Origin of the sequence: Stenotrophomonas humi (assembly GCF_001431415.1) — a bacterium.
Lineage (GTDB): Bacteria > Pseudomonadota > Gammaproteobacteria > Xanthomonadales > Xanthomonadaceae > Stenotrophomonas > Stenotrophomonas humi.
Genome location: NZ_LDJI01000045.1, coordinates 1 through 18,064, shown reverse-complemented (window position 1 = coordinate 18,064; position 18,064 = coordinate 1). Strand labels below are relative to the sequence as shown.

The following is an 18,064-nucleotide window of genomic DNA, read 5'->3' as shown; positions in this document are numbered from 1 at the left end:
GATGCCCGAAGCACCCAGCCGCCAACGGCAGCAGGGACTGAAAGGGACCGTCATTGCGACGGTGGCATCAATGGCGCATTGGACTGGCTCCGCAGGCGGGGGGATCCCGTAACGGTGGATAGGCTACTGCGGTGAGGCTGAATGTGTCACTTGCGGCGGATCTGCAATGCCAAGGGCTGCGCCACTGCGAGCGCTTCAACGCCGTACTGCAAGATCGGTGAGCCTTACTTGCCGATGCAGAAGCTCGAGAAAATCTTCCCCAGCAGGTCATCGGCGGTCATCCGCCCGGTGATCTCGCCCAGTGCGTCATGTGCCAGGCGCAGTTCTTCGGCCGCCAGTTCCAGATGGTCGTATTGAAGCTGGGTGGCCGCCATTTCCAGATGCTCGGCAGCGCTGAGGATGGCTTCGACATGGCGCAGCCGTGCCGAGAACTCACCCTGCATACCCTCGCCCGCACCGTCGCTGGCGATTTCGCGAAGCCGCGCGTGCAGTTGCTCCAGTCCTTCGCCATTGGCTGCCGACAAGGCGATGCTGTTTTCGTCCAGATCCTGCGGCCACTGTGGCAACAGATCGCTCTTGTTGAATATCCACAGCTGGCGGGACGCCTGTGCCGCCGCATCGCCAACCGCCTGCCGACCCGCCTCGGGATCGCGTGCATCCAGCACCACGATGGCCAGATCCGCGCGCTGCATCTCGGCGCGGGCACGGCGCATGCCTTCGCGTTCGATCGCATCGCCACCTTCACGCAGGCCTGCGGTATCGACCAGTTCCAGCTCCAGTCCGTCGATGCGGATGGTTTCGCGCAGCGTGTCGCGGGTAGTACCGGCGATGTCGGTGACGATGGCGCGCTCACTGCCGGCCAGCGCATTGAGCAACGAACTCTTGCCCGCGTTGGGTGGGCCGATCAACACCGCGTGCAGACCATCGCGCAGCTTGCGGCCACGCTCGGCATCGATGCGCAGCTGCTCCAACAGCGCGCGGGCCTGCTCCACGCCAGCCCGCACCTGCGCACCGCCCAACGTATCCAGCGGTTCGTCAGCGAAATCGATGGCGGCTTCAACATGGATGCGCAGGCGCACGAGTTGCTCGCCGACGTCTTCCACGCGGCGCGAGAACACGCCATCCAGGGAACGCCGCGCAGCGCGCGCGGCGCGCACGTCACCGGCGGCAATCAGGTCGGCGATGGCTTCGGCCTGGGCCAGGTCGAGCTTGCCGTTGAGGAAGGCCCGTTCGCTGAACTCGCCGGCGCGCGCCTGGCGTGCGCCCAGTTCGATGCACCGGGCAAGCAGTTGTCGCAGTACGACCGGGCTGCCGTGGCCCTGCAGTTCCACCACGTCCTCGCCGGTGAAGCTGCGCGGGCCGGGGAAGTACAGCGCGATGCCGTCATCGATCACCTCTGCGGCCGCGTCGCGGAATTTCGCGTAATGCGCGTGCCGCGGCTTCAGCGGTGGGCATCCCAGTGCAACGGCGATACGCAACGAACTGGGGCCGGACACCCGCAACATGCCGACGCCGCCCGCGGCTGCGCCGCTGGCAATGGCAACGATGGTTTCGCCGCTGGACAGATGATTCATGGTTTACAGCTTCTGCAGTTGCGAACGTGCCTGCGTCGCGCCGCTGCCTTGCGGCTGCAGCTCCAGGTAGGTGGTATACGCCTGCTTCGCCCTGGCCTTGTCACCCACATGGAAGTAGGCATCGCCGAGGTTGAGATAGGCCACCGCGCGCGATGGATCGATCTTCAAGGTGTTCTCCAGCCAGCGCGCCGCTTCGGCATAACGTTGCTGGCGGTAGTAGACGAACCCCAGGTTGTTCGCCGCCAGGGCGAAATCCGGGCGCAGCTTCAGGGCTTCGGTGAACTGCGCGACCGCTTCGTCGTAGCGCTTTTCCCGATACAACTGCAGGCCGCGGTCATTGGCCTGCTGCGCGCGCTGGCGATCCGATGTCGGCGCCGCCGCCGGCACCACCAGCGTGTTGCTGCCGCCCTGCAGGTCGGCCACGGTCACCGGCGTTTCGCCTTCTGCCTTGGCTTCCTGCACTGCATCGACACGGTTGTTGAGCGCGATGGCGTCGGCCGACAGCTGGCGCGTATCCGCGTTGAGGAACTCCTGGCTGTCCGGCACCTGGAACACGAACTCACCGCCCTGCGAACCCGGCAGGCTGCCGAAGGCCGGCGTCTGTCGCGACACTGCTGAAACGGCAGGCGCCACATAGGCCGCCAGTTCGGTACCGGTGATCAGGCCATCGCCGTTGAGGTCACCCTTGCCGCCCAGCGCCTGCAGCAGCACCCAGGTGAATACCGAATGGCCATTCGGGCCGCTGTCGGCCACCTGTTGATCGGCACCGCCAGCGGTCAGCATCTGCCGTGCACTGCGACGGGCGTTCTCACGCAGGAACGAGGAAGACGTCGCTCCGCCACGGGTCAAACCCAGTCCGCTGTAGCAGGCATCCATCACGAACATCACGTGCTTGGCCTGCATGCTCTCGGCGATGTTCTGGATGTCGGTCATCGCAATGGCATCGGTGGCGAACTCGTTGGGGTCTGAATCCACCGGAATGATGTAACCCAGGTCGCGACCGGACGCGAGCTGGCGGGTGGCGCCGTGGCCGGCAAAGAACACGAACACACGATCGTTCTTGCCGGTGCGGTCATCGGCCAGGCGATCATGGAACGCGGCCAGGATGTTGTTGCGCGTGGCTTGCTGGTTCTTCAGCACGATCACCTGCGAGGACGGGAAACCGAACTGTCCGGTCAGCGTATCGGCGATGGACTGCGCATCACGTCCGGCGTATTCGAGCTTCGGCCATTTGGCGTAGTCATCGATGCCAATCACAATCGCCCAGGATTTTTCGTAGCCGGTGGTGACGGTGGCATCCTTGCCAGCGCCCTTGCGTGCACGGCTGACGCTGAAATCACGGCCGTTCCAACCGGCGAACTGGTAACCGTCGGCAATCAGCTGGTCCAGGATCTGCGGCAGCGCCTTCACCGCGCGGTCGTGGATGTCATGGAACAGGATGATGCCCTTCTGCTCTTTCTGTACCTGGTCGACCACGCGCTGCACGATCGATTCCGGCACCGGGTCGGCCCAGTCCATCGAATCGATGTTCCACATGATCGATTTCAACCCGGCCTCGTTCAGCAGCTGCAGGCCTTCGGCATTGCGCGCGCCATACGGAAAGCGGAACAACGGCGCGCGGCGGTTATCCACCCCCTTGAGCAGCGTATCGGTGGCCAGCACCTGCTCGCGCAGCGCATCGCCGCTGGTTCGCGACAACTGCGCATGGGTGAGGCTGTGATTACCCACTGCGTAACCCTGCTCCATCAGGTTGCGGCTGATGCCCGCCATCGGCCCCAGTTTCACCTGGCCATCGGCCTGCACCGCGCCGAGGTTGCGCCCTACTTCAAAGAACACACCGGGCACGTCGTAGCGCTTGAGGATGGCCACCACTTCATCGGTGTAGGCCTTGTGCGGGCCATCGTCGAAGGTCAGCACCACGGTCTTGGCCGGCAGGTCGCGGCCGAATATCTCGCGCTCGCTGTCCTTCATCGACATCGGGTACGGCTCGATCACGCCGTAGTCGCGCAGGATCGCTTCGCGGCTGTATTGCGTGCGCAGGTGTGCGATGTAGTCGTCCCACTTCTCGCGCTTCAACTCGATGGCGCGGGTGCGCTCGAAGCGGCTGAAGATGCGGGTGATTTCCTGGTTGTAGTTGCGCTCGATCTCATCGAGCGCTTCCAGGTCCTCGCCGATGCGCTGGTGCAGCTTCACCGCCGGCAACGACGAATCCGCACCCACGCGCGCATGCAGGTCGCGCAGGATTTCACGGAACGCCAGACGATCGGCGTCGTACAACTCCGGCGAGGATTCGATGTAATCCAGCACCGTGCCCAGCGTGGCGAAACGTTGTGCACTGGCGCTGCGCAGCAGCGTGTCGAACTGCGCGGCGATGGCCAGGCGTTGCTCCAGGCCATCATGGAACAACTGCTGGCCGACGCGGCTGGAGGTCGTGCGGTCAGCCGCCGACTGCTGCGCTTCATCGGCCAGCAACACGATGATCCGGCGATGCCCGTCGAGCAGCTTCTGCAGTGATGTCAGCAACGGTGCCGCCGCAGGGTCCGCCGCAGCGGCGGCCTGCGCGCTGGGTTGGGTCACCGTCTCCGAGGCCGGTGGCGCTGCTTCGTTCCTGCTGCAGGCGGCAATGGCCAGGGTCAGCAGCAGTGAGGGCAACAGCAGGCGGGGCGACAACGACACACGGGGCATGGCGAGCTCGGGTTGTTTCAGCGAAAGCAGGTGCCGGCGATTCTAACGCCGCATGCGAAAAGCCCGCCTTGCGGCGGGCTTTCACGATTACTTGGCTTCGACCTTGGCCGGGACATCCTGGCCGTGCTTCTTGATCATCAACCACTGCTGCAGCAGGCTCAGGCTGCCGTTGACGACCCAGTACAACACCAGACCGGCCGGCATGAAGGCCATCATCACGCCGAATACCAGCGGCATGAACTGCATCATCTTCTGCTGCATCGGGTCCATGCCCACGGCCGGCGTCAGCTTCTGGGTGAACCACATCACGGCGATGTTGATCAGCGGCAGGATGAAGTACGGGTCACGCGCGGTCAGGTCCTGGATCCAGCCCATCCACGGTGCCTGACGCAGTTCCACCGATTCCACCAGCACCCAGTACAGGGCGAAGAAGATCGGCATCTGGATCAGCAGCGGCAGACAGCCGCCCAGCGGATTGATCTTTTCCTTCTTGTACAGCTCCATCATCGCTGTCTGGAACTTCTGCTTGTCGTCGCCGTAGCGCTCCTTCAGCTGCGCGATGCGCGGCTGGAACTTGCGCATCTTGGCCTGCGACTTGAACTGCGCATTGGCCAGCGGGAACAGCACCATCTTCAGCAGGATCACCAGGCCGACAATCGCCCAGCCCCAGTTGCCGACCAGCTTGTGCACCTGGTTCAACACCCAGAACAGGCCCTGGCCAATCACCGCCATCAACGAGAAACGGCTGTAGTCGACCACGCGGTCCAGGCCCTTCACGTCTTCCTTGGCGATCTGGTTGACCAGCTTCGGGCCCACCCACAGGCGTGCCTGGGTGCTGACCTTCTGCCCCGGGGCCACGGTGAAACCCGGGCCGCGCGCTTCGATCACATGACGCGGACCGTTCTGCTCCAGCAGGTACAACGACGACTGGTCAGCCTGCGGAATCCACGCGGTGAAGAAGTGGTGCTGCAGCATTGCAGCCCAACCACCGGTGATGGTGCGGTTGAGCTTGCCGTCGTCCAGGAAATCCGCAAATGCGCGACGCTCGTAACCCTCTTCCGGGCTGTACCAGGTCGCGCCGTTGAAACTGAAGGAATCCGGGTTGGTCATGCCCTTGGTGATCACCGGCGGCACGCGGTCGAGCTTGCGGAACACGTAGCCCTGCCACGGCGTGGTGCCGGTATTGACCACTTCATCCTTCACGCTGATGGCGTAATCGCCACGCTTGAAGGTGTAGGTACGGTGGATGCTGACGCCGTTGGGGCCATTCCATACGAACGGCACCTGCACTTCGGCCTGGCCATCGGCCAGCACCACGTCGGTCACACCCTGTGCCGGCTGGAAGCCGGTGGCACCGGGTACCGGCGAGTTGGCCTGGCTGGCCCAACCGGCGGTGGCGCTGTACGGATGCGCCTTGTCTTCGGTGAGCAGCTGTACCGGCGGGCTGCCGGCGGCCTTGGTCTGCGGGAACTGCAGCAGATCGGCATCGAGCACGCTGCGGCCATCCAGCACCAGCTTGAGCACGTCGGTGGTGACGGTCACACGCGGCGCGGCGGCGCCGGTCGTCGCTTCCACACCAGCAGCGGCAGGTGCCTGGCCCGGCACAGTGGCCTGCGGCACGTTACCGGCGGTCGGCGGTGCCAGGTCCGCATCGGTGGCGGCCGGGACAGCCAGCTGTGCTGCGGCGACGGTGGCCGGGTCCGGCGCGTTCTTCTCGCGACCCCATTCCATCCAGAGCAGCACCGCCACCATCAGCCAGGCAAAAATCAGGAATACACGGGTCTGGTTCATCAGCAGGCAGGCTCGGCTCCGCCGGAGGAAGTTTCCGGCGCGTTCAAAGAAGGAAGAGGATTGACGCCCTCGCGCGGCGGCATTGTGCCGCCCATGCCCGCAGGGGGCAATGCACCAGCACGGCGCAACAGGCGTTCAAACGCCTCGCGGATCTGCTGGTTGTCGGCGGTCTTTGCCGCGGAACGGGCGACGACGACAAAATCGCCAGGCGCCAGACACGGCAAAAGATGGCGTGTTGCATCGCGCAACACACGCTTGATACGGTTACGGCCGACCGCACGTGTATCGACCTTCCGTGACACAGCCATACCCAGCCGAGCGGGGGTTTCCCTCTTCAGCCAGTGGAGTGTCATCAGCGGGTCGGACACACGGCGGGCACCGTTGAAGACCGTTGAATATTCGGCACGCGTACGAACCCGCGCAGAGCGAGGGAATCGCTTGCGCGGGAAGTCACTGCTCACGATCGGATTTGCATTTGCCGCCGGGAGCGGCAACGCAATCAAGCGCTGAGGACTTTGCGACCCTTGGCGCGGCGACGCGACAGAATCTTGCGGCCGTCAGCGGTCTTCATACGAGCGCGGAAGCCGTGATCGCGCTTGCGCTTGAGGTTGCTGGGTTGGAACGTGCGCTTGGTGGCCATGGGGGCACCTGTATGAATGAGACGGAAAGAACCGGAAATTCTATAGACCTCCCCCCTGCCTCGTCAAGCCTACTCAGCGCATGGAGTTCACAGGCCGGTGCATAGCTTGTGGATGATCCTGTGAATAAATCGGGGACAAGCATTCCCGCATCCGGCCGGCGGTGGTAGTCTGCGCCATCCACTTTCCCCCTTTCCGGCCTGTGGCCCGGCGGCTTTCTGCGCCCGGCTGACAAGGCCTTTGAAGATTATTTCTGATGGATGCATGGTCTCTTTGCCTTGAACGTCTGGAGGCGGAATTCCCGCCCGAAGATGTCCACACCTGGTTGAAGCCGTTACAGGCCGACCAACGTGCCGACAGCCTCGTGCTGTACGCGCCCAATGCCTTCATTGTCGAGCAGGTGCGCGAGCGCTACCTGCCGCGTATTGCCGAACTGCTAGCCCATTTCGCCGGTTTCGGCGAGGTGATCCTGGAGATTGGTTCCCGCCCGCGTGCGCCGGAACCGGCGCCGATCGCGATCCCGGCCGGTTTCCCGGCCGCGCCTGCTGCCCCGGTGGTGCCGTTCAACGGCAATCTTGATTCGCATTACACCTTCGCCAACTTCGTCGAAGGCCGCAGCAACCAGCTGGGTCTGGCGGCGGCGTTCCAGGCGGCGCAGAAGCCGGGCGACCGCGCGCACAATCCGTTGCTGCTGTACGGCGGCACCGGCCTGGGTAAAACCCACCTGATGCTGGCGGCCGGCAATGCGATGCGCCAGGCCAATCCGGCGGCGAAAGTGCTCTATCTGCGTTCGGAACAGTTCTTCAGCGCCATGATCCGGGCGCTGCAGGAAAAGACCATGGACCAGTTCAAGCGCCAGTTCCAGCAGGTGGACGCGCTGCTGATCGACGATATCCAGTTCTTCGCCGGCAAGGACCGCACCCAGGAAGAGTTTTTCCACACCTTCAACGCTTTGTTCGATGGCAAGCAGCAGATCATCCTGACCTGCGATCGCTATCCGCGCGAAGTGGAAGGCCTGGAAGCGCGCCTGAAATCGCGCCTGGCCTGGGGTTTGTCGGTGGCCATCGAACCGCCGGACTTTGAAACCCGTGCCGCCATCGTGCTGGCAAAAGCACTGGAACGTGGCGCTGAAATCCCGGATGACGTGGCATTCCTGATTGCCAAGAAGATGCGCTCCAACGTGCGTGATCTGGAAGGTGCGCTCAACACGCTGACCGCACGCGCCAACTTCACCGGCCGCGCCATCACCACCGAATTTGCCCAGGAAACCCTGCGCGATCTGCTGCGTGCCCAGCAGCAGGCGATCAGCATTCCCAACATCCAGAAGATCGTGGCCGATTACTACGGGCTGCAGATCAAGGATCTGCTCTCCAAGCGCCGTACCCGTTCGCTGGCCCGGCCGCGCCAGGTCGCGATGGCGCTGACCAAGGAGCTGACCGAACACAGCCTGCCTGAAATCGGCGATGCCTTTGCCGGCCGCGACCACACCACCGTGCTGCACGCCTGCCGCCAGATCAGAACGCTGATGGAAGCCGACGGCAAGCTTCGCGAGGACTGGGACAAACTCATCCGCAAACTCAGCGAGTAGCGGTTTCGGGAAGACCGGGGGACGGGCGCATGGCCAGGTTGCGTGAGTCAGTCATCAGGTCACCGGAGGTAAGGGCGGGAAGCGGGACGAATGATGCACCGACGACGCAGAGGCGTCATCGCACAAAACGGTGCATGATTCGGGGGTAAACGCGGGAGAATCTGTGGATAAAATCAGGTTTCTTTTCAGCGCCAAATTTATCCACAGCTTCACCCTCCGGTTCCGGGCCAGTAGTACAAGGGTTTCAATGCATATAAACCCTTTAAAAACAAATATTTAAGTTGGTTTTAGGCCAAATCTGGCTCTACCAGCACCACCAAGCTTTAGATTTATCCCACATCTTTTAAGAGCATAGGGGCACGAAACCACATGCGTTTCACACTGCAGCGCGAAGCCTTTCTCAAGCCGTTGGCCCAGGTCGTCAACGTGGTTGAACGCCGCCAGACTCTGCCGGTTCTGGCCAATTTTCTGGTTCAGGTGCAGGGCGGTCAGTTGTCGTTGACCGGTACTGACCTGGAAGTGGAGATGGTCTCCCGCATCGCGGTCGAAGACGCCCAGGACGGTGAAACCACGATTCCGGCACGCAAGTTGTTCGAAATCATCCGTGCCCTGCCCGACGGCAGCCGCATCACGGTTTCGCAGACAGGCGACAAGATCACCGTGCAGGCCGGTCGCAGCCGCTTCACTCTGGCGACGTTGCCGGCCAATGATTTCCCGTCGGTTGACGAAGTCGAAGCCACCGAGCGCGTTGCCGTGCCGGAAGCGGCGTTGAAAGAACTGATCGAACGCACCGCATTTGCGATGGCCCAGCAGGACGTCCGGTATTACCTCAACGGCCTGTTGTTTGATCTGCGCGACAAGACCCTGCGTTGTGTGGCCACCGATGGCCATCGCCTGGCGTTGTGCGAAACATCGCTGGAAACCAGCACCGGCAAGCGTCAGATCATCGTGCCTCGCAAGGGCGTGACCGAGCTGCAACGCCTGCTGGAAGGCGGCGATCGCGAAGTGGAGTTGGAAGTTGGCCGCAGCCACATCCGCGTCAAGCGCGACGATGTGACCTTCACCTCCAAGCTGATCGACGGCCGTTTCCCGGATTACGAAGCCGTGATTCCGATCGGTGCCGATCGCGAAGTGAAGGTTGATCGCGAGATGTTGCGGGCCTCGTTGCAGCGCGCCGCGATCCTGTCGAACGAAAAGTACCGCGGCGTCCGCGTCGAAGTGACCCCGGGGCAGCTGAAACTCAGTGCGCACAATCCGGAACAGGAAGAAGCGCAGGAAGAAATCGAAGCCGACACCGAGGTTAGCGACCTGGCCATCGGCTTCAACGTGAACTACCTGCTGGATGCCCTATCGGCATTGCGCGACGAGCACGTTGTGATCCAGTTGCGCGATTCCAACTCCTCGGCGCTGGTACGTGAAGCCAGCAGCGAGAAGTCACGTCACGTGGTGATGCCGTTGCGTCTCTAACTGACGTTCCACGTGGAACATCGAGAAACCCGGCGAAAGCCGGGTTTTTTGTGCCCCGAATCCGAGAAGTGCCGGCTTGGTGCCGTGCTTTGTGCGGCAACCTGCAGGCAATGTTCAATGGGTTTCCAGTGAAGCTACGTTCCACGTGGAACCAATGGTTCTGAGCTCATCCGCACTTGGAATCTATTGGTCTCCGATTGGAGCCCTGGTTTCCGGTGTTGCCGCCGTACCGATAACAACCCGCCGACGGTGAAGTCGTCCAGCGGTAAATAGAGCCGTAGGCCCTCCTGCCCTGTGCCCTGCGAGCATTCGCAACCCAATCGATCGAAGCATCCGTGTCCGAAAACCTGCGTTTCATGGACAGCCCAGAAAGACGCTTGTTCTGGAGAACTCTGCTGACGTTCCTTTTGCTGTGGTTGTCGGCAAGGTTCGCATCCAGACCCTGATTTCTTCCCTGAAACGGTCACGTCTGGAGCCACGTTGGTCTCACTGGTCCGGAGTGACCTATTCCAGGCTCTTCAGAACCAAGAAATGCTCAATTTCAGAAGCACCGTGGCCAGCGAGAGAGCCAGAAAGGACGAGATTCGCTATCGCGGCAAAAGGAGGAAAGAAGCAGTTTTCAAACCGACCCTCTATTTCGTGAATTCCGAGCGACGCAGCTGGAGTGGACACCCCAGAATTCAAAGAAACAAAGCCCTGCTTTTGCCCTGCTTCCGGGAACGGTTTCCCGTAGCTCTATGCTTTAAATCTGAGAATAAATCTAAAGCATGGTGGTGATGGTAGAGCCAGATTTTATGTAGAAGTAGTCTAAGTTGTTGTTATTAATAATATAATTGGGTATGAAACCCCCTGTAAAACTGCCCTTCCAGCCTGTGGATAGCTGTGGATAAGCTGGTGCGGGGTATCAAGGCCTCTTTTTATCCACAGGTTGACCTACTTATACACAGGGCTTGCCCCCAGAGCTGTCCTTTCCTGCTTTTGGGGCAAGATTCTGTGAAATCTGCAAAGGTTGTACTGCCGCCGTCTGCCAGATTTGAAGAAATCTCGCCTGTTCCACGTGGAGTCGTTCAAGCAGATTGGGATAGCAGAACCTTCGGGGGGCGGATGCTTTAAGCTGCGCCTCTGCCAGCCACGAGCGTCGTAGCGGCATCGCGACTTTCCTTGAGCGTCAATGCATATCGTCCGTGTTGCCTTGAACCGCGTACGCCGGTTCGATTCGGTGGAACTGGTCCCCCGTCCTGGTATCAACCTGATCACCGGTGCCAATGGCGCGGGCAAGACCAGCTTGCTGGAAGCCCTGCATCTGATGGCTTATGGCCGAAGCTTTCGCGGGCGCGTGCGCGATGGTCTTGTGCAGAAAGGCGCGGAAAACCTGGACGTTTTCGTGGAATGGCAGGAAGGCACCGATGCAGGGGGCGTATTGCGCCGTGCCGGGTTGCGCCACAGCGGCCAAACCTGGAAAGGCCGACTGGATGGCGAGGATGTTCCACAGCTGGGTACGTTATGCGCCGCATTGGCGGTCGTGACGTTCGAGCCGGGCAGCCATGCACTGGTCAGTGGCGGCAGTGAACCGCGTCGGCGCTTCGTTGATTGGGGTTTGTTCCACGTGGAACCAGACTTCCTTCCGCTTTGGCGCCGTTACACGCGAGCCTTGAAGCAGCGCAACGCCCTGCTCAAAGCCGGAGCACCGGGAAAGCAGCTGGATGCCTGGGACTCGGAGCTGGCGCAGGCCGGAACGCCGCTCACATCGCGGCGGCAGCAGTATCTGGATCGTCTGCAGGAACGCGCGGTCACCCTGGCGGCCGAATTGGCGCCGAGTCTGCAATTGCAGACCATGGAACTTCAGCCGGGTTGGCGTCGCAATGAAATGTCGCTGGCCGATGCACTGTTATTGGCGCGGGACCGTGACCGGGTGATGGGATACACGTCGGTTGGACCGCATCGGGCGGATTGGACCGTGGGTTTCACGCAGATTCCTGGGCGCGATGCACTTTCACGTGGCCAGGCCAAGCTCACGGCGCTGGCGTGTCTGCTGGCGCAGGCGGACGACTATGCGGCGCAACGTGGCGAATGGCCGGTCATTGCGCTGGATGATCTGGGTTCGGAACTGGACCGGAATCACCAACAGCGGGTGCTGCAGCGTTTGGCTGCAACCCCGGCACAGGTATTCATCACTGCGACGGAAACCCCTCCGGCGCTGGCGTCTGAACTGCGCCCGGCAACGGTGTTCCACGTGGAACATGGCACGGTTCTGGCGGTCAATTGACCCTTCAGGGCGGAAATCTGCCCGGCGGGTATAATCGGTACGCAATCCCCTATCTCTCATGCATCTGCCCTCCGGGGCCGGTGCGTGACCTGCGGAGCCCATGGCCAGCGCAATGACCGAAGAACAGAACATCCCGGCCAATAACGGCAACTACGACGCCAACAGCATCACCGCTTTGGAAGGCTTGGAAGCTGTTCGTAAGCGACCCGGCATGTACATCGGTGACGTCCACGACGGCACCGGTCTACACCACATGGTGTTCGAGGTTGTCGACAACTCCATCGACGAAGCCTTGGCCGGTCATGCCGACAGCGTCGTGGTCACGATCCACGCCGACAACTCGGTCTCGGTCTCGGACAACGGCCGCGGTATTCCCACCGGCAAGCACGAGCAGATGAGCAAGAAGCTCGACCGCGAGGTTTCCGCGGCCGAAGTGGTGATGACCGTCCTGCATGCCGGCGGCAAGTTCGACGACAACAGCTACAAGGTTTCCGGCGGCCTGCACGGCGTTGGTGTCAGCGTGGTCAACGCCTTGTCGGAAAAGCTGTTGCTGGACATCTACCAGGGCGGTTTTCACTACCAGCAGGAATACAGCCACGGCGCGGCAGTCACCCCGCTCAAGCAGCTGGAAACCAGCACCAAGCGCGGTACCACCCTGCGCTTCTGGCCGTCGACGACGGCGTTCCACGACAACGTGGAATTCCACTACGAAATCCTGGCGCGCCGCCTGCGCGAGCTTTCGTTCCTGAACTCCGGCGTCAAGATCGTTCTGATCGACGAGCGTGGCGAAGGTCGCCGTGACGATTTCCATTACGAAGGCGGCATCAAGAGTTTCGTGGAGCACCTGGCGCAGGTGAAGACGCCGCTGCATCCGAACGTGATCTCGGTGACCGGCGAGCACAACGGCATCGTCGTCGAAGTGGCGCTGCAGTGGACCGATTCCTACCAGGAAACGATGTACTGCTTCACCAACAACATCCCGCAGAAGGATGGCGGCACCCACCTGGCCGGTTTCCGTGGTGCGCTGACGCGTGTACTGAACAACTACATCGAGCAGAACGGCATCGCCAAGCAGGCCAAGATCAACCTGACCGGCGATGACATGCGCGAAGGCATGATCGCGGTGTTGTCGGTCAAGGTGCCTGACCCGAGCTTCTCCAGCCAGACCAAGGAAAAGCTGGTCAGCTCGGATGTGCGCCCGGCGGTGGAAAACGCCTTCGGCGCGAAGCTGGAAGAATTCCTGCAGGAAAACCCGACCGAAGCCAAGGCCATCGCCGGCAAGATCGTCGATGCCGCGCGCGCCCGTGAAGCTGCGCGCAAGGCCCGCGACCTGACCCGCCGCAAGGGCGCGCTGGATATCGCAGGCCTGCCGGGCAAGCTGGCTGACTGCCAGGAAAAGGATCCCGCGCTGTCGGAACTGTTCATCGTCGAGGGTGACTCGGCAGGTGGCTCGGCCAAGCAGGGCCGCAACCGCAAGAACCAGGCGGTGCTGCCGCTGCGCGGCAAGATCCTCAACGTGGAACGTGCCCGTTTCGACCGCATGCTGGCCTCGGACCAGGTGGGTACGCTGATCACCGCATTGGGCACCGGCATTGGCCGCGACGAGTACAACCCGGACAAGCTGCGCTACCACAAGATCATCATCATGACCGACGCCGACGTCGACGGCGCGCACATCCGTACGCTGCTGTTGACGTTCTTCTACCGTCAGATGCCGGAGTTGATCGAGCGTGGTTATGTCTACATCGGCCTGCCGCCGCTGTACAAGATCAAGCAGGGCAAGACCGAGCTGTACCTCAAGGACGACCCGGCGCTGGATGCCTACCTGGCCAACAGTGCGGTGGAAAACGCAGCGCTGACACCGGCCAGCGGCGAGCCGCCGATCGAAGGTGTGGCACTGGAAAAACTGCTGCTGACCTACGCCAGCGCGCAGGACGCCATTGATCGCAATTCGCACCGCTACGATCGTCAGGTGCTGGAAGCGCTGGTCGATTTCACCCCGATGGACCTGCAGCACCTGAGCAGCGCGGGCGAAGGCGAAGGCCTGGATGCACTGGCCAAGCGCTTGAACCAGGGCAGCCTGGGCACGCCGCGTTTCACCCTGGAGCTGCAGGAGCCGAACGAGCAGCGCCCCGCCGCCGTGCTGGTTACCCGCCGTCACATGGGCGAAGAGCATATCCAGGTGCTGCCGCTGTCCGCATTTGAATCCGGCGAACTGCGTCCGTTGCACCAGGCTTCGCAGCTGCTGCACGGTCTGATCCGCGAGGGCGGCACCATCAGCCGTGGCAACAAGAGTGCTGAGGTGACCGGCTTCACCCAGGCCCAGGCCTGGCTGATGGAAGAAGCCAAGAAGGGCCGCCAGATCCAGCGATTCAAGGGTCTGGGTGAAATGAATCCGGAGCAGTTGTGGGATACCACGGTCAATCCGGATACGCGCCGCCTGCTGCAGGTCCGCATCGAGGACGCGGTGGAAGCCGACCAGATCTTCAGCACCCTGATGGGTGATGTGGTCGAGCCGCGCCGTGACTTCATCGAGGACAATGCGTTGAAGGTCATGAATCTGGATATCTGACACAATCCAGACGTAACAGCGGGCGCCTGCTTCTCGCGGCGCCCGTTTTTTTTTGCCCGTCCGCTGCTACCCACAGGTCTGCGATGTCCCTCCCTCCCACGGTTCCGGTTACTTCCCCTACGCCCTCGTTGCCACCCGTCGCTCGTCGTCCGGGTTCACCGGTGGCAGGCTTCGGCATTGATCTGCTGATAGCCATCGGTGCGTTGTTGGGCTTGAGCCTGGCTTGCAGCCTGGCCTGGGGCGTGTGGCGCGGCATCGAGGTCGGCATGGCGGCGGCCCGCAACGGCAACGGCGCTCCGGCAGCGGCGGACATGGCTGCCTTGATGGGCCAACCCGGCGCCTTGGCACAGATGCTGATCGCCCTGATCGGCACCGGCGGTGCGGCGTTGCTGCTGTACTTCTGGCGCCGTCGTGCCACGCCAGGCGAACGCATGCAGTCGCGACAGGCCGCGTTGCGGGCGTCGACCTGGGGCTGGACCGTGCTGGTGGCTGCCGGGGTGTTCGCCGGCAGCAGCCTGATCGGCATGCTTGCCAAGCAAATGGGCATCGAGCCAGTGCCGACCAACCTGCCGTTGATGGAACAGGCGCTGGCCCAGTACCCCGCTTTCCTGGTGGCCTTTGCGGTGTTTCTGGCACCGGCCTACGAAGAACTGCTGTTCCGGCGCGTGTTCTTTGGACGCCTGTGGGCGGCGGACCGGCCGTGGCTGGGCATGCTGCTGAGCAGCGCCGCCTTCGCCCTGGTCCACGAAATCCCCGGCACCAGCCCCAATACCCTGCCGGCGATGCTGCAGCTGTGGTTGATCTACGGCGGAATGGGCGCCGCGTTTGCCTGGTTGTATCGCCGTACCGGCACGCTCTGGGCCGCGATTGGCGCACACGCGATCAACAACGCCATCGCCCTGGCGGCACTGGTGTTTTTCGGCGCGCAATGATTCTTCCGCGATTGACGAAAAATTAAGCCGTGGGCTCGCACACTGCAGTCATGAATGTGGGGGTTCTTCCATGAAAGCCGTCATCCTCGCCATTACCGCAGCACTGGTCCTCAGCGCCTGTGCGACCACCACGTCCCCCACCGGCCGTCGTCAGGTGGTAGGTGGTGTTTCCCAACAGCAGTTGGATCAGCTGGGTGCCCAGGCATTTGCCGAAACCAAGGCCAAGCAGACCGTCAACCGCGACGGCAGGCAGAACGCCTATGTGCAATGCGTGGTCAATGCACTCGTCGCGCAGCTGCCACCACAGTACCGTGGCGTACGTTGGGAAACCGCCGTCTTTGTCGACAAGGAACCCAATGCCTTCGCCCTGCCCGGCGGCAAGGTCGGGGTGAACACCGGCATCTTCACCGTGGCGCGCAACCAGGATCAATTGGCTGCTGTGATCGGCCATGAAATCGGCCATGTGATTTCGCGCCATCACGAAGAACGCATCACCAAGCAGCTCGGTACCTCGGGTCTGCTGCAGGTGGCAAGCGCACTTGCTGGCGCTGCCTACGGCAATGCGGCCGCCAGCACCGTCAGTCAACTCGGTGGCATGAGTGCTCAGGCTCTGGTGCTGCTGCCCGGCTCACGCACCCAGGAAAACGAGGCTGACGAGGTTGGTCAGCGGTTGATGGCCCAGGCCGGCTTTGATCCAGCGCAGGCGGTCAACCTGTGGCAGAACATGATGGCCGCCAGCGGAAACCGCTCCCCGCAGTGGTTGTCCACCCACCCGGACCCGGCCAATCGCATCCGTGAATTGCAGCGTGATGTGCCCGCGCTGGAGCCGGTTTATCGGCAGGCGCGGCAATCCGGAGTGACGCCGAAATGCGGATGACACGGAAGATTGTTGCAGTACACCAACGGAAGTGATTTCTCCGTCAAATATTTTCTGATACGTTTGCGAGCTCGGTTTCATTCCGATTGTCTGAATTCTTGCCGCCCCGGCGGTTTCAATGAGGTGAACCATGATCTTCCGCAGCCCTAAACAAGCCGTGCTTTCCGTTCTCATCGCGACCGCGCTTGGTGGTGTTGTGGTGGCTGACGCTTCGGCGCAGTCGCGTTCCAGTGAGCGCAGCGAACGTGGCAATCGTGGTTCGGCCAAGGCCGAAGTGCTGTTCCCGGAAGCCACCCGTGAAGAACCCAAGGTCAAGGCTTCCTCGAAGATGGGCGGCAAGCTGAAGAAGCTGTTCGACGCCTACAACAAGGACGAGTACGCGGAAACCCGCACGCTGGCCGATGAAATCATCGCCGCTGCCGACGCCAACGAATACGACAAGGCCGTTGCCAACCAGCTGGCTTCGCAGGCCGCCTACAACCTGGAAGACAACGCCGCTGCCAAGCAGTACCTGCAGCAGGCCATCACCCTCAACGCCCTGGACAACAACGGCCACTACCAGGCCCTGCTGATGCTGGCCCAGCTGCAGCTGCAGGACGACCAGTACGCCGAAGGCCTGGCCAACCTGGACAAGTACTTCGCCGAGTCCAAGTCGAACAAGCCCGAAGAGCAGATCATCAAGGGCCAGGCGCTGTACCAGAGCGAAAAGTACGCCGAGGCCATCCCGGTGCTGAAGGCGGCCATCGCCGCTTCGCCCGAGCCGAAGGACAACTGGAACCAGCTGCTGATGGCTGCCTACGCCGAAGCCGGCCAGACCGGTGAAGCGGTCAAGGAAGCCGAAGCCCTGGCAGCCAGGAACCCGGCGGACAAGAAAGCCCAGCTCAACCTGGCCAGCATGTACATGCAGGCCGACCAGATGGACAAGGCCGCTGCAGTGATGGACAAACTGCGCGCGGCTGGACAGCTCACCGAAGAGCGCGAATACAAGCAGCTGTATTCGATCTATGCCAACACCGAGAACAAGGAACGGGACGTCATTGCGGTGATCAACGAGGGTATGTCCAAGGGCATCCTCAAGCCGGATTACCAGACCTACCTGGCCCTGGCACAGTCGTACTACTACACCGAACAGGTGCCGCAGGCGATCGAGGCATGGCGTAACGCCGCGCCGTTGTCCAAGGATGGCGAGACGTATCTGAATCTGGCACGTGTCCTGCATGCGGAAGGGCGTATTCCCGAAGCCAAGCAGGCCGCGCGTGATGCGAAGGCAAAGGGTGTCAAGAACCCTGGCGATGCTGACAAAATCATCAACCTGAAGTAAGCAGGAATAACGCCTGAACAGCTGTATTTGTGATGCGCAGCTGGTCAGGATTGGTATAAGCTTGGAGGTTCCTGCGGTGTCATGCACCGCTGAATCAGGGGCGACAAAACAGTGTCGTTCCGGCCCCACTAACGAGTTCTTGGCGCATGACGGAACAACTGGTCTTCCACAGCAGGTATGACAGCGAAAAAGAAAAGGGGCTCAGCTGGCCTCGGATCGCTGGCATTGCCTTTGTAATCGCACTTCATCTGGCAGCTCTGATGATGCTCCTGATTCCTGCCGTGGCCCCGAAGGCCGCAGCGGAGAAGGAACGCAACGTCATGGTGACGCTGGTCGACGCACCGCCGCCGCCG

Annotated in this window: 12 protein-coding genes and 1 pseudogene; 8 read left to right on the top strand and 5 right to left on the bottom strand. The window is 62.0% G+C overall.

All coding sequences use genetic code 11. The features are described from left to right. Positions 1 to 224: 224 nt before the first annotated feature. The 5 genes from mnmE to rpmH all read right to left on the bottom strand — a co-directional run bounded on the left by mnmE (position 225) and on the right by rpmH (position 6,690). Positions 225 to 1,574, bottom strand: coding sequence for a tRNA uridine-5-carboxymethylaminomethyl(34) synthesis GTPase MnmE (gene mnmE / locus ABB26_RS17420; RefSeq protein ID WP_057635981.1), 1,350 nt, complete (start codon positions 1,572 to 1,574; stop codon positions 225 to 227). A 3-nt stretch (positions 1,575 to 1,577) separates the two neighbouring features. Further along, the gene (locus ABB26_RS17415) at positions 1,578 to 4,259 is read right to left on the bottom strand and encodes a polysaccharide deacetylase family protein (RefSeq protein ID WP_057635980.1); all 2,682 of its coding nucleotides are present in this window, start codon (positions 4,257 to 4,259) and stop codon (positions 1,578 to 1,580) included. 87 nt (positions 4,260 to 4,346) lie between these two features. After that, a complete protein-coding gene (gene yidC / locus ABB26_RS17410; RefSeq protein ID WP_057635979.1) occupies positions 4,347 to 6,050 on the bottom strand; it encodes a membrane protein insertase YidC in 1,704 nt (567 codons plus the stop codon). Beyond that, complete coding sequence (gene rnpA, locus ABB26_RS17405; protein WP_152982740.1) at positions 6,050 to 6,544, bottom strand: ribonuclease P protein component; 495 nt, start codon at positions 6,542 to 6,544, stop codon at positions 6,050 to 6,052. Before rnpA ends, yidC begins: the two co-directional genes overlap by 1 nt. Before the next feature lie 5 nt (positions 6,545 to 6,549). Next, complete coding sequence (gene rpmH, locus ABB26_RS17400) at positions 6,550 to 6,690, bottom strand: 50S ribosomal protein L34 (RefSeq protein ID WP_006404565.1); 141 nt, start codon at positions 6,688 to 6,690, stop codon at positions 6,550 to 6,552. A gap of 254 nt (positions 6,691 to 6,944) precedes the next feature. On the opposite strand from rpmH, the gene dnaA reads away from it, so the two are divergent. From dnaA to ABB26_RS18775, 8 genes and pseudogenes are all read left to right on the top strand, one after another. Then, positions 6,945 to 8,276 carry a chromosomal replication initiator protein DnaA gene (gene dnaA / locus ABB26_RS17395; RefSeq protein WP_057635977.1) on the top strand — a complete coding sequence of 444 codons (1,332 nt, stop codon included), beginning with the start codon at positions 6,945 to 6,947 and terminating at the stop codon, positions 8,274 to 8,276. Between the two features lie 369 nt (positions 8,277 to 8,645). Further along, on the top strand, positions 8,646 to 9,743 hold the full coding sequence (gene dnaN / locus ABB26_RS17390) for a DNA polymerase III subunit beta (RefSeq protein ID WP_057635976.1): 1,098 nt from the start codon (positions 8,646 to 8,648) through the stop codon (positions 9,741 to 9,743). 1,171 nt (positions 9,744 to 10,914) lie between these two features. After that, positions 10,915 to 12,009, top strand: coding sequence for a DNA replication/repair protein RecF (recF, locus tag ABB26_RS17385; protein ID WP_057635975.1), 1,095 nt, complete (start codon positions 10,915 to 10,917; stop codon positions 12,007 to 12,009). A gap of 112 nt (positions 12,010 to 12,121) precedes the next feature. Beyond that, positions 12,122 to 14,581 (top strand): DNA topoisomerase (ATP-hydrolyzing) subunit B, encoded by a 2,460-nt coding sequence (gyrB, locus tag ABB26_RS17380; RefSeq protein WP_057636013.1) that lies wholly within the window; start codon positions 12,122 to 12,124, stop codon positions 14,579 to 14,581. 83 nt (positions 14,582 to 14,664) lie between these two features. Further along, on the top strand, positions 14,665 to 15,513 hold the full coding sequence (locus tag ABB26_RS17375) for a CPBP family intramembrane glutamic endopeptidase (protein WP_057635974.1): 849 nt from the start codon (positions 14,665 to 14,667) through the stop codon (positions 15,511 to 15,513). Positions 15,514 to 15,583: 70 nt separating this feature from the next. Continuing rightward, a complete protein-coding gene (locus tag ABB26_RS17370; protein ID WP_057635973.1) occupies positions 15,584 to 16,390 on the top strand; it encodes a M48 family metallopeptidase in 807 nt (268 codons plus the stop codon). Positions 16,391 to 16,520: 130 nt separating this feature from the next. Next, positions 16,521 to 17,711 (top strand): tetratricopeptide repeat protein, encoded by a 1,191-nt coding sequence (locus ABB26_RS17365; protein WP_057635972.1) that lies wholly within the window; start codon positions 16,521 to 16,523, stop codon positions 17,709 to 17,711. Between the two features lie 146 nt (positions 17,712 to 17,857). Continuing rightward, positions 17,858 to 18,064: pseudogene (locus tag ABB26_RS18775) on the top strand (energy transducer TonB); the annotation flags it as partial.

Coding starts and splice junctions, on each gene's coding strand:
- mnmE (WP_057635981.1), bottom strand. CDS start 1,574: ATGAATCATCTGTCCAGCGGCGAAACCATCGTTGCCATTGCCAGCGGC.
- ABB26_RS17415 (WP_057635980.1), bottom strand. CDS start 4,259: ATGCCCCGTGTGTCGTTGTCGCCCCGCCTGCTGTTGCCCTCACTGCTG.
- yidC (WP_057635979.1), bottom strand. CDS start 6,050: ATGAACCAGACCCGTGTATTCCTGATTTTTGCCTGGCTGATGGTGGCG.
- rpmH (WP_006404565.1), bottom strand. CDS start 6,690: ATGGCCACCAAGCGCACGTTCCAACCCAGCAACCTCAAGCGCAAGCGC.
- dnaA (WP_057635977.1), top strand. CDS start 6,945: ATGGATGCATGGTCTCTTTGCCTTGAACGTCTGGAGGCGGAATTCCCG.
- dnaN (WP_057635976.1), top strand. CDS start 8,646: ATGCGTTTCACACTGCAGCGCGAAGCCTTTCTCAAGCCGTTGGCCCAG.
- recF (WP_057635975.1), top strand. CDS start 10,915: ATGCATATCGTCCGTGTTGCCTTGAACCGCGTACGCCGGTTCGATTCG.
- gyrB (WP_057636013.1), top strand. CDS start 12,122: ATGACCGAAGAACAGAACATCCCGGCCAATAACGGCAACTACGACGCC.
- ABB26_RS17375 (WP_057635974.1), top strand. CDS start 14,665: ATGTCCCTCCCTCCCACGGTTCCGGTTACTTCCCCTACGCCCTCGTTG.
- ABB26_RS17370 (WP_057635973.1), top strand. CDS start 15,584: ATGAAAGCCGTCATCCTCGCCATTACCGCAGCACTGGTCCTCAGCGCC.
- ABB26_RS17365 (WP_057635972.1), top strand. CDS start 16,521: ATGATCTTCCGCAGCCCTAAACAAGCCGTGCTTTCCGTTCTCATCGCG.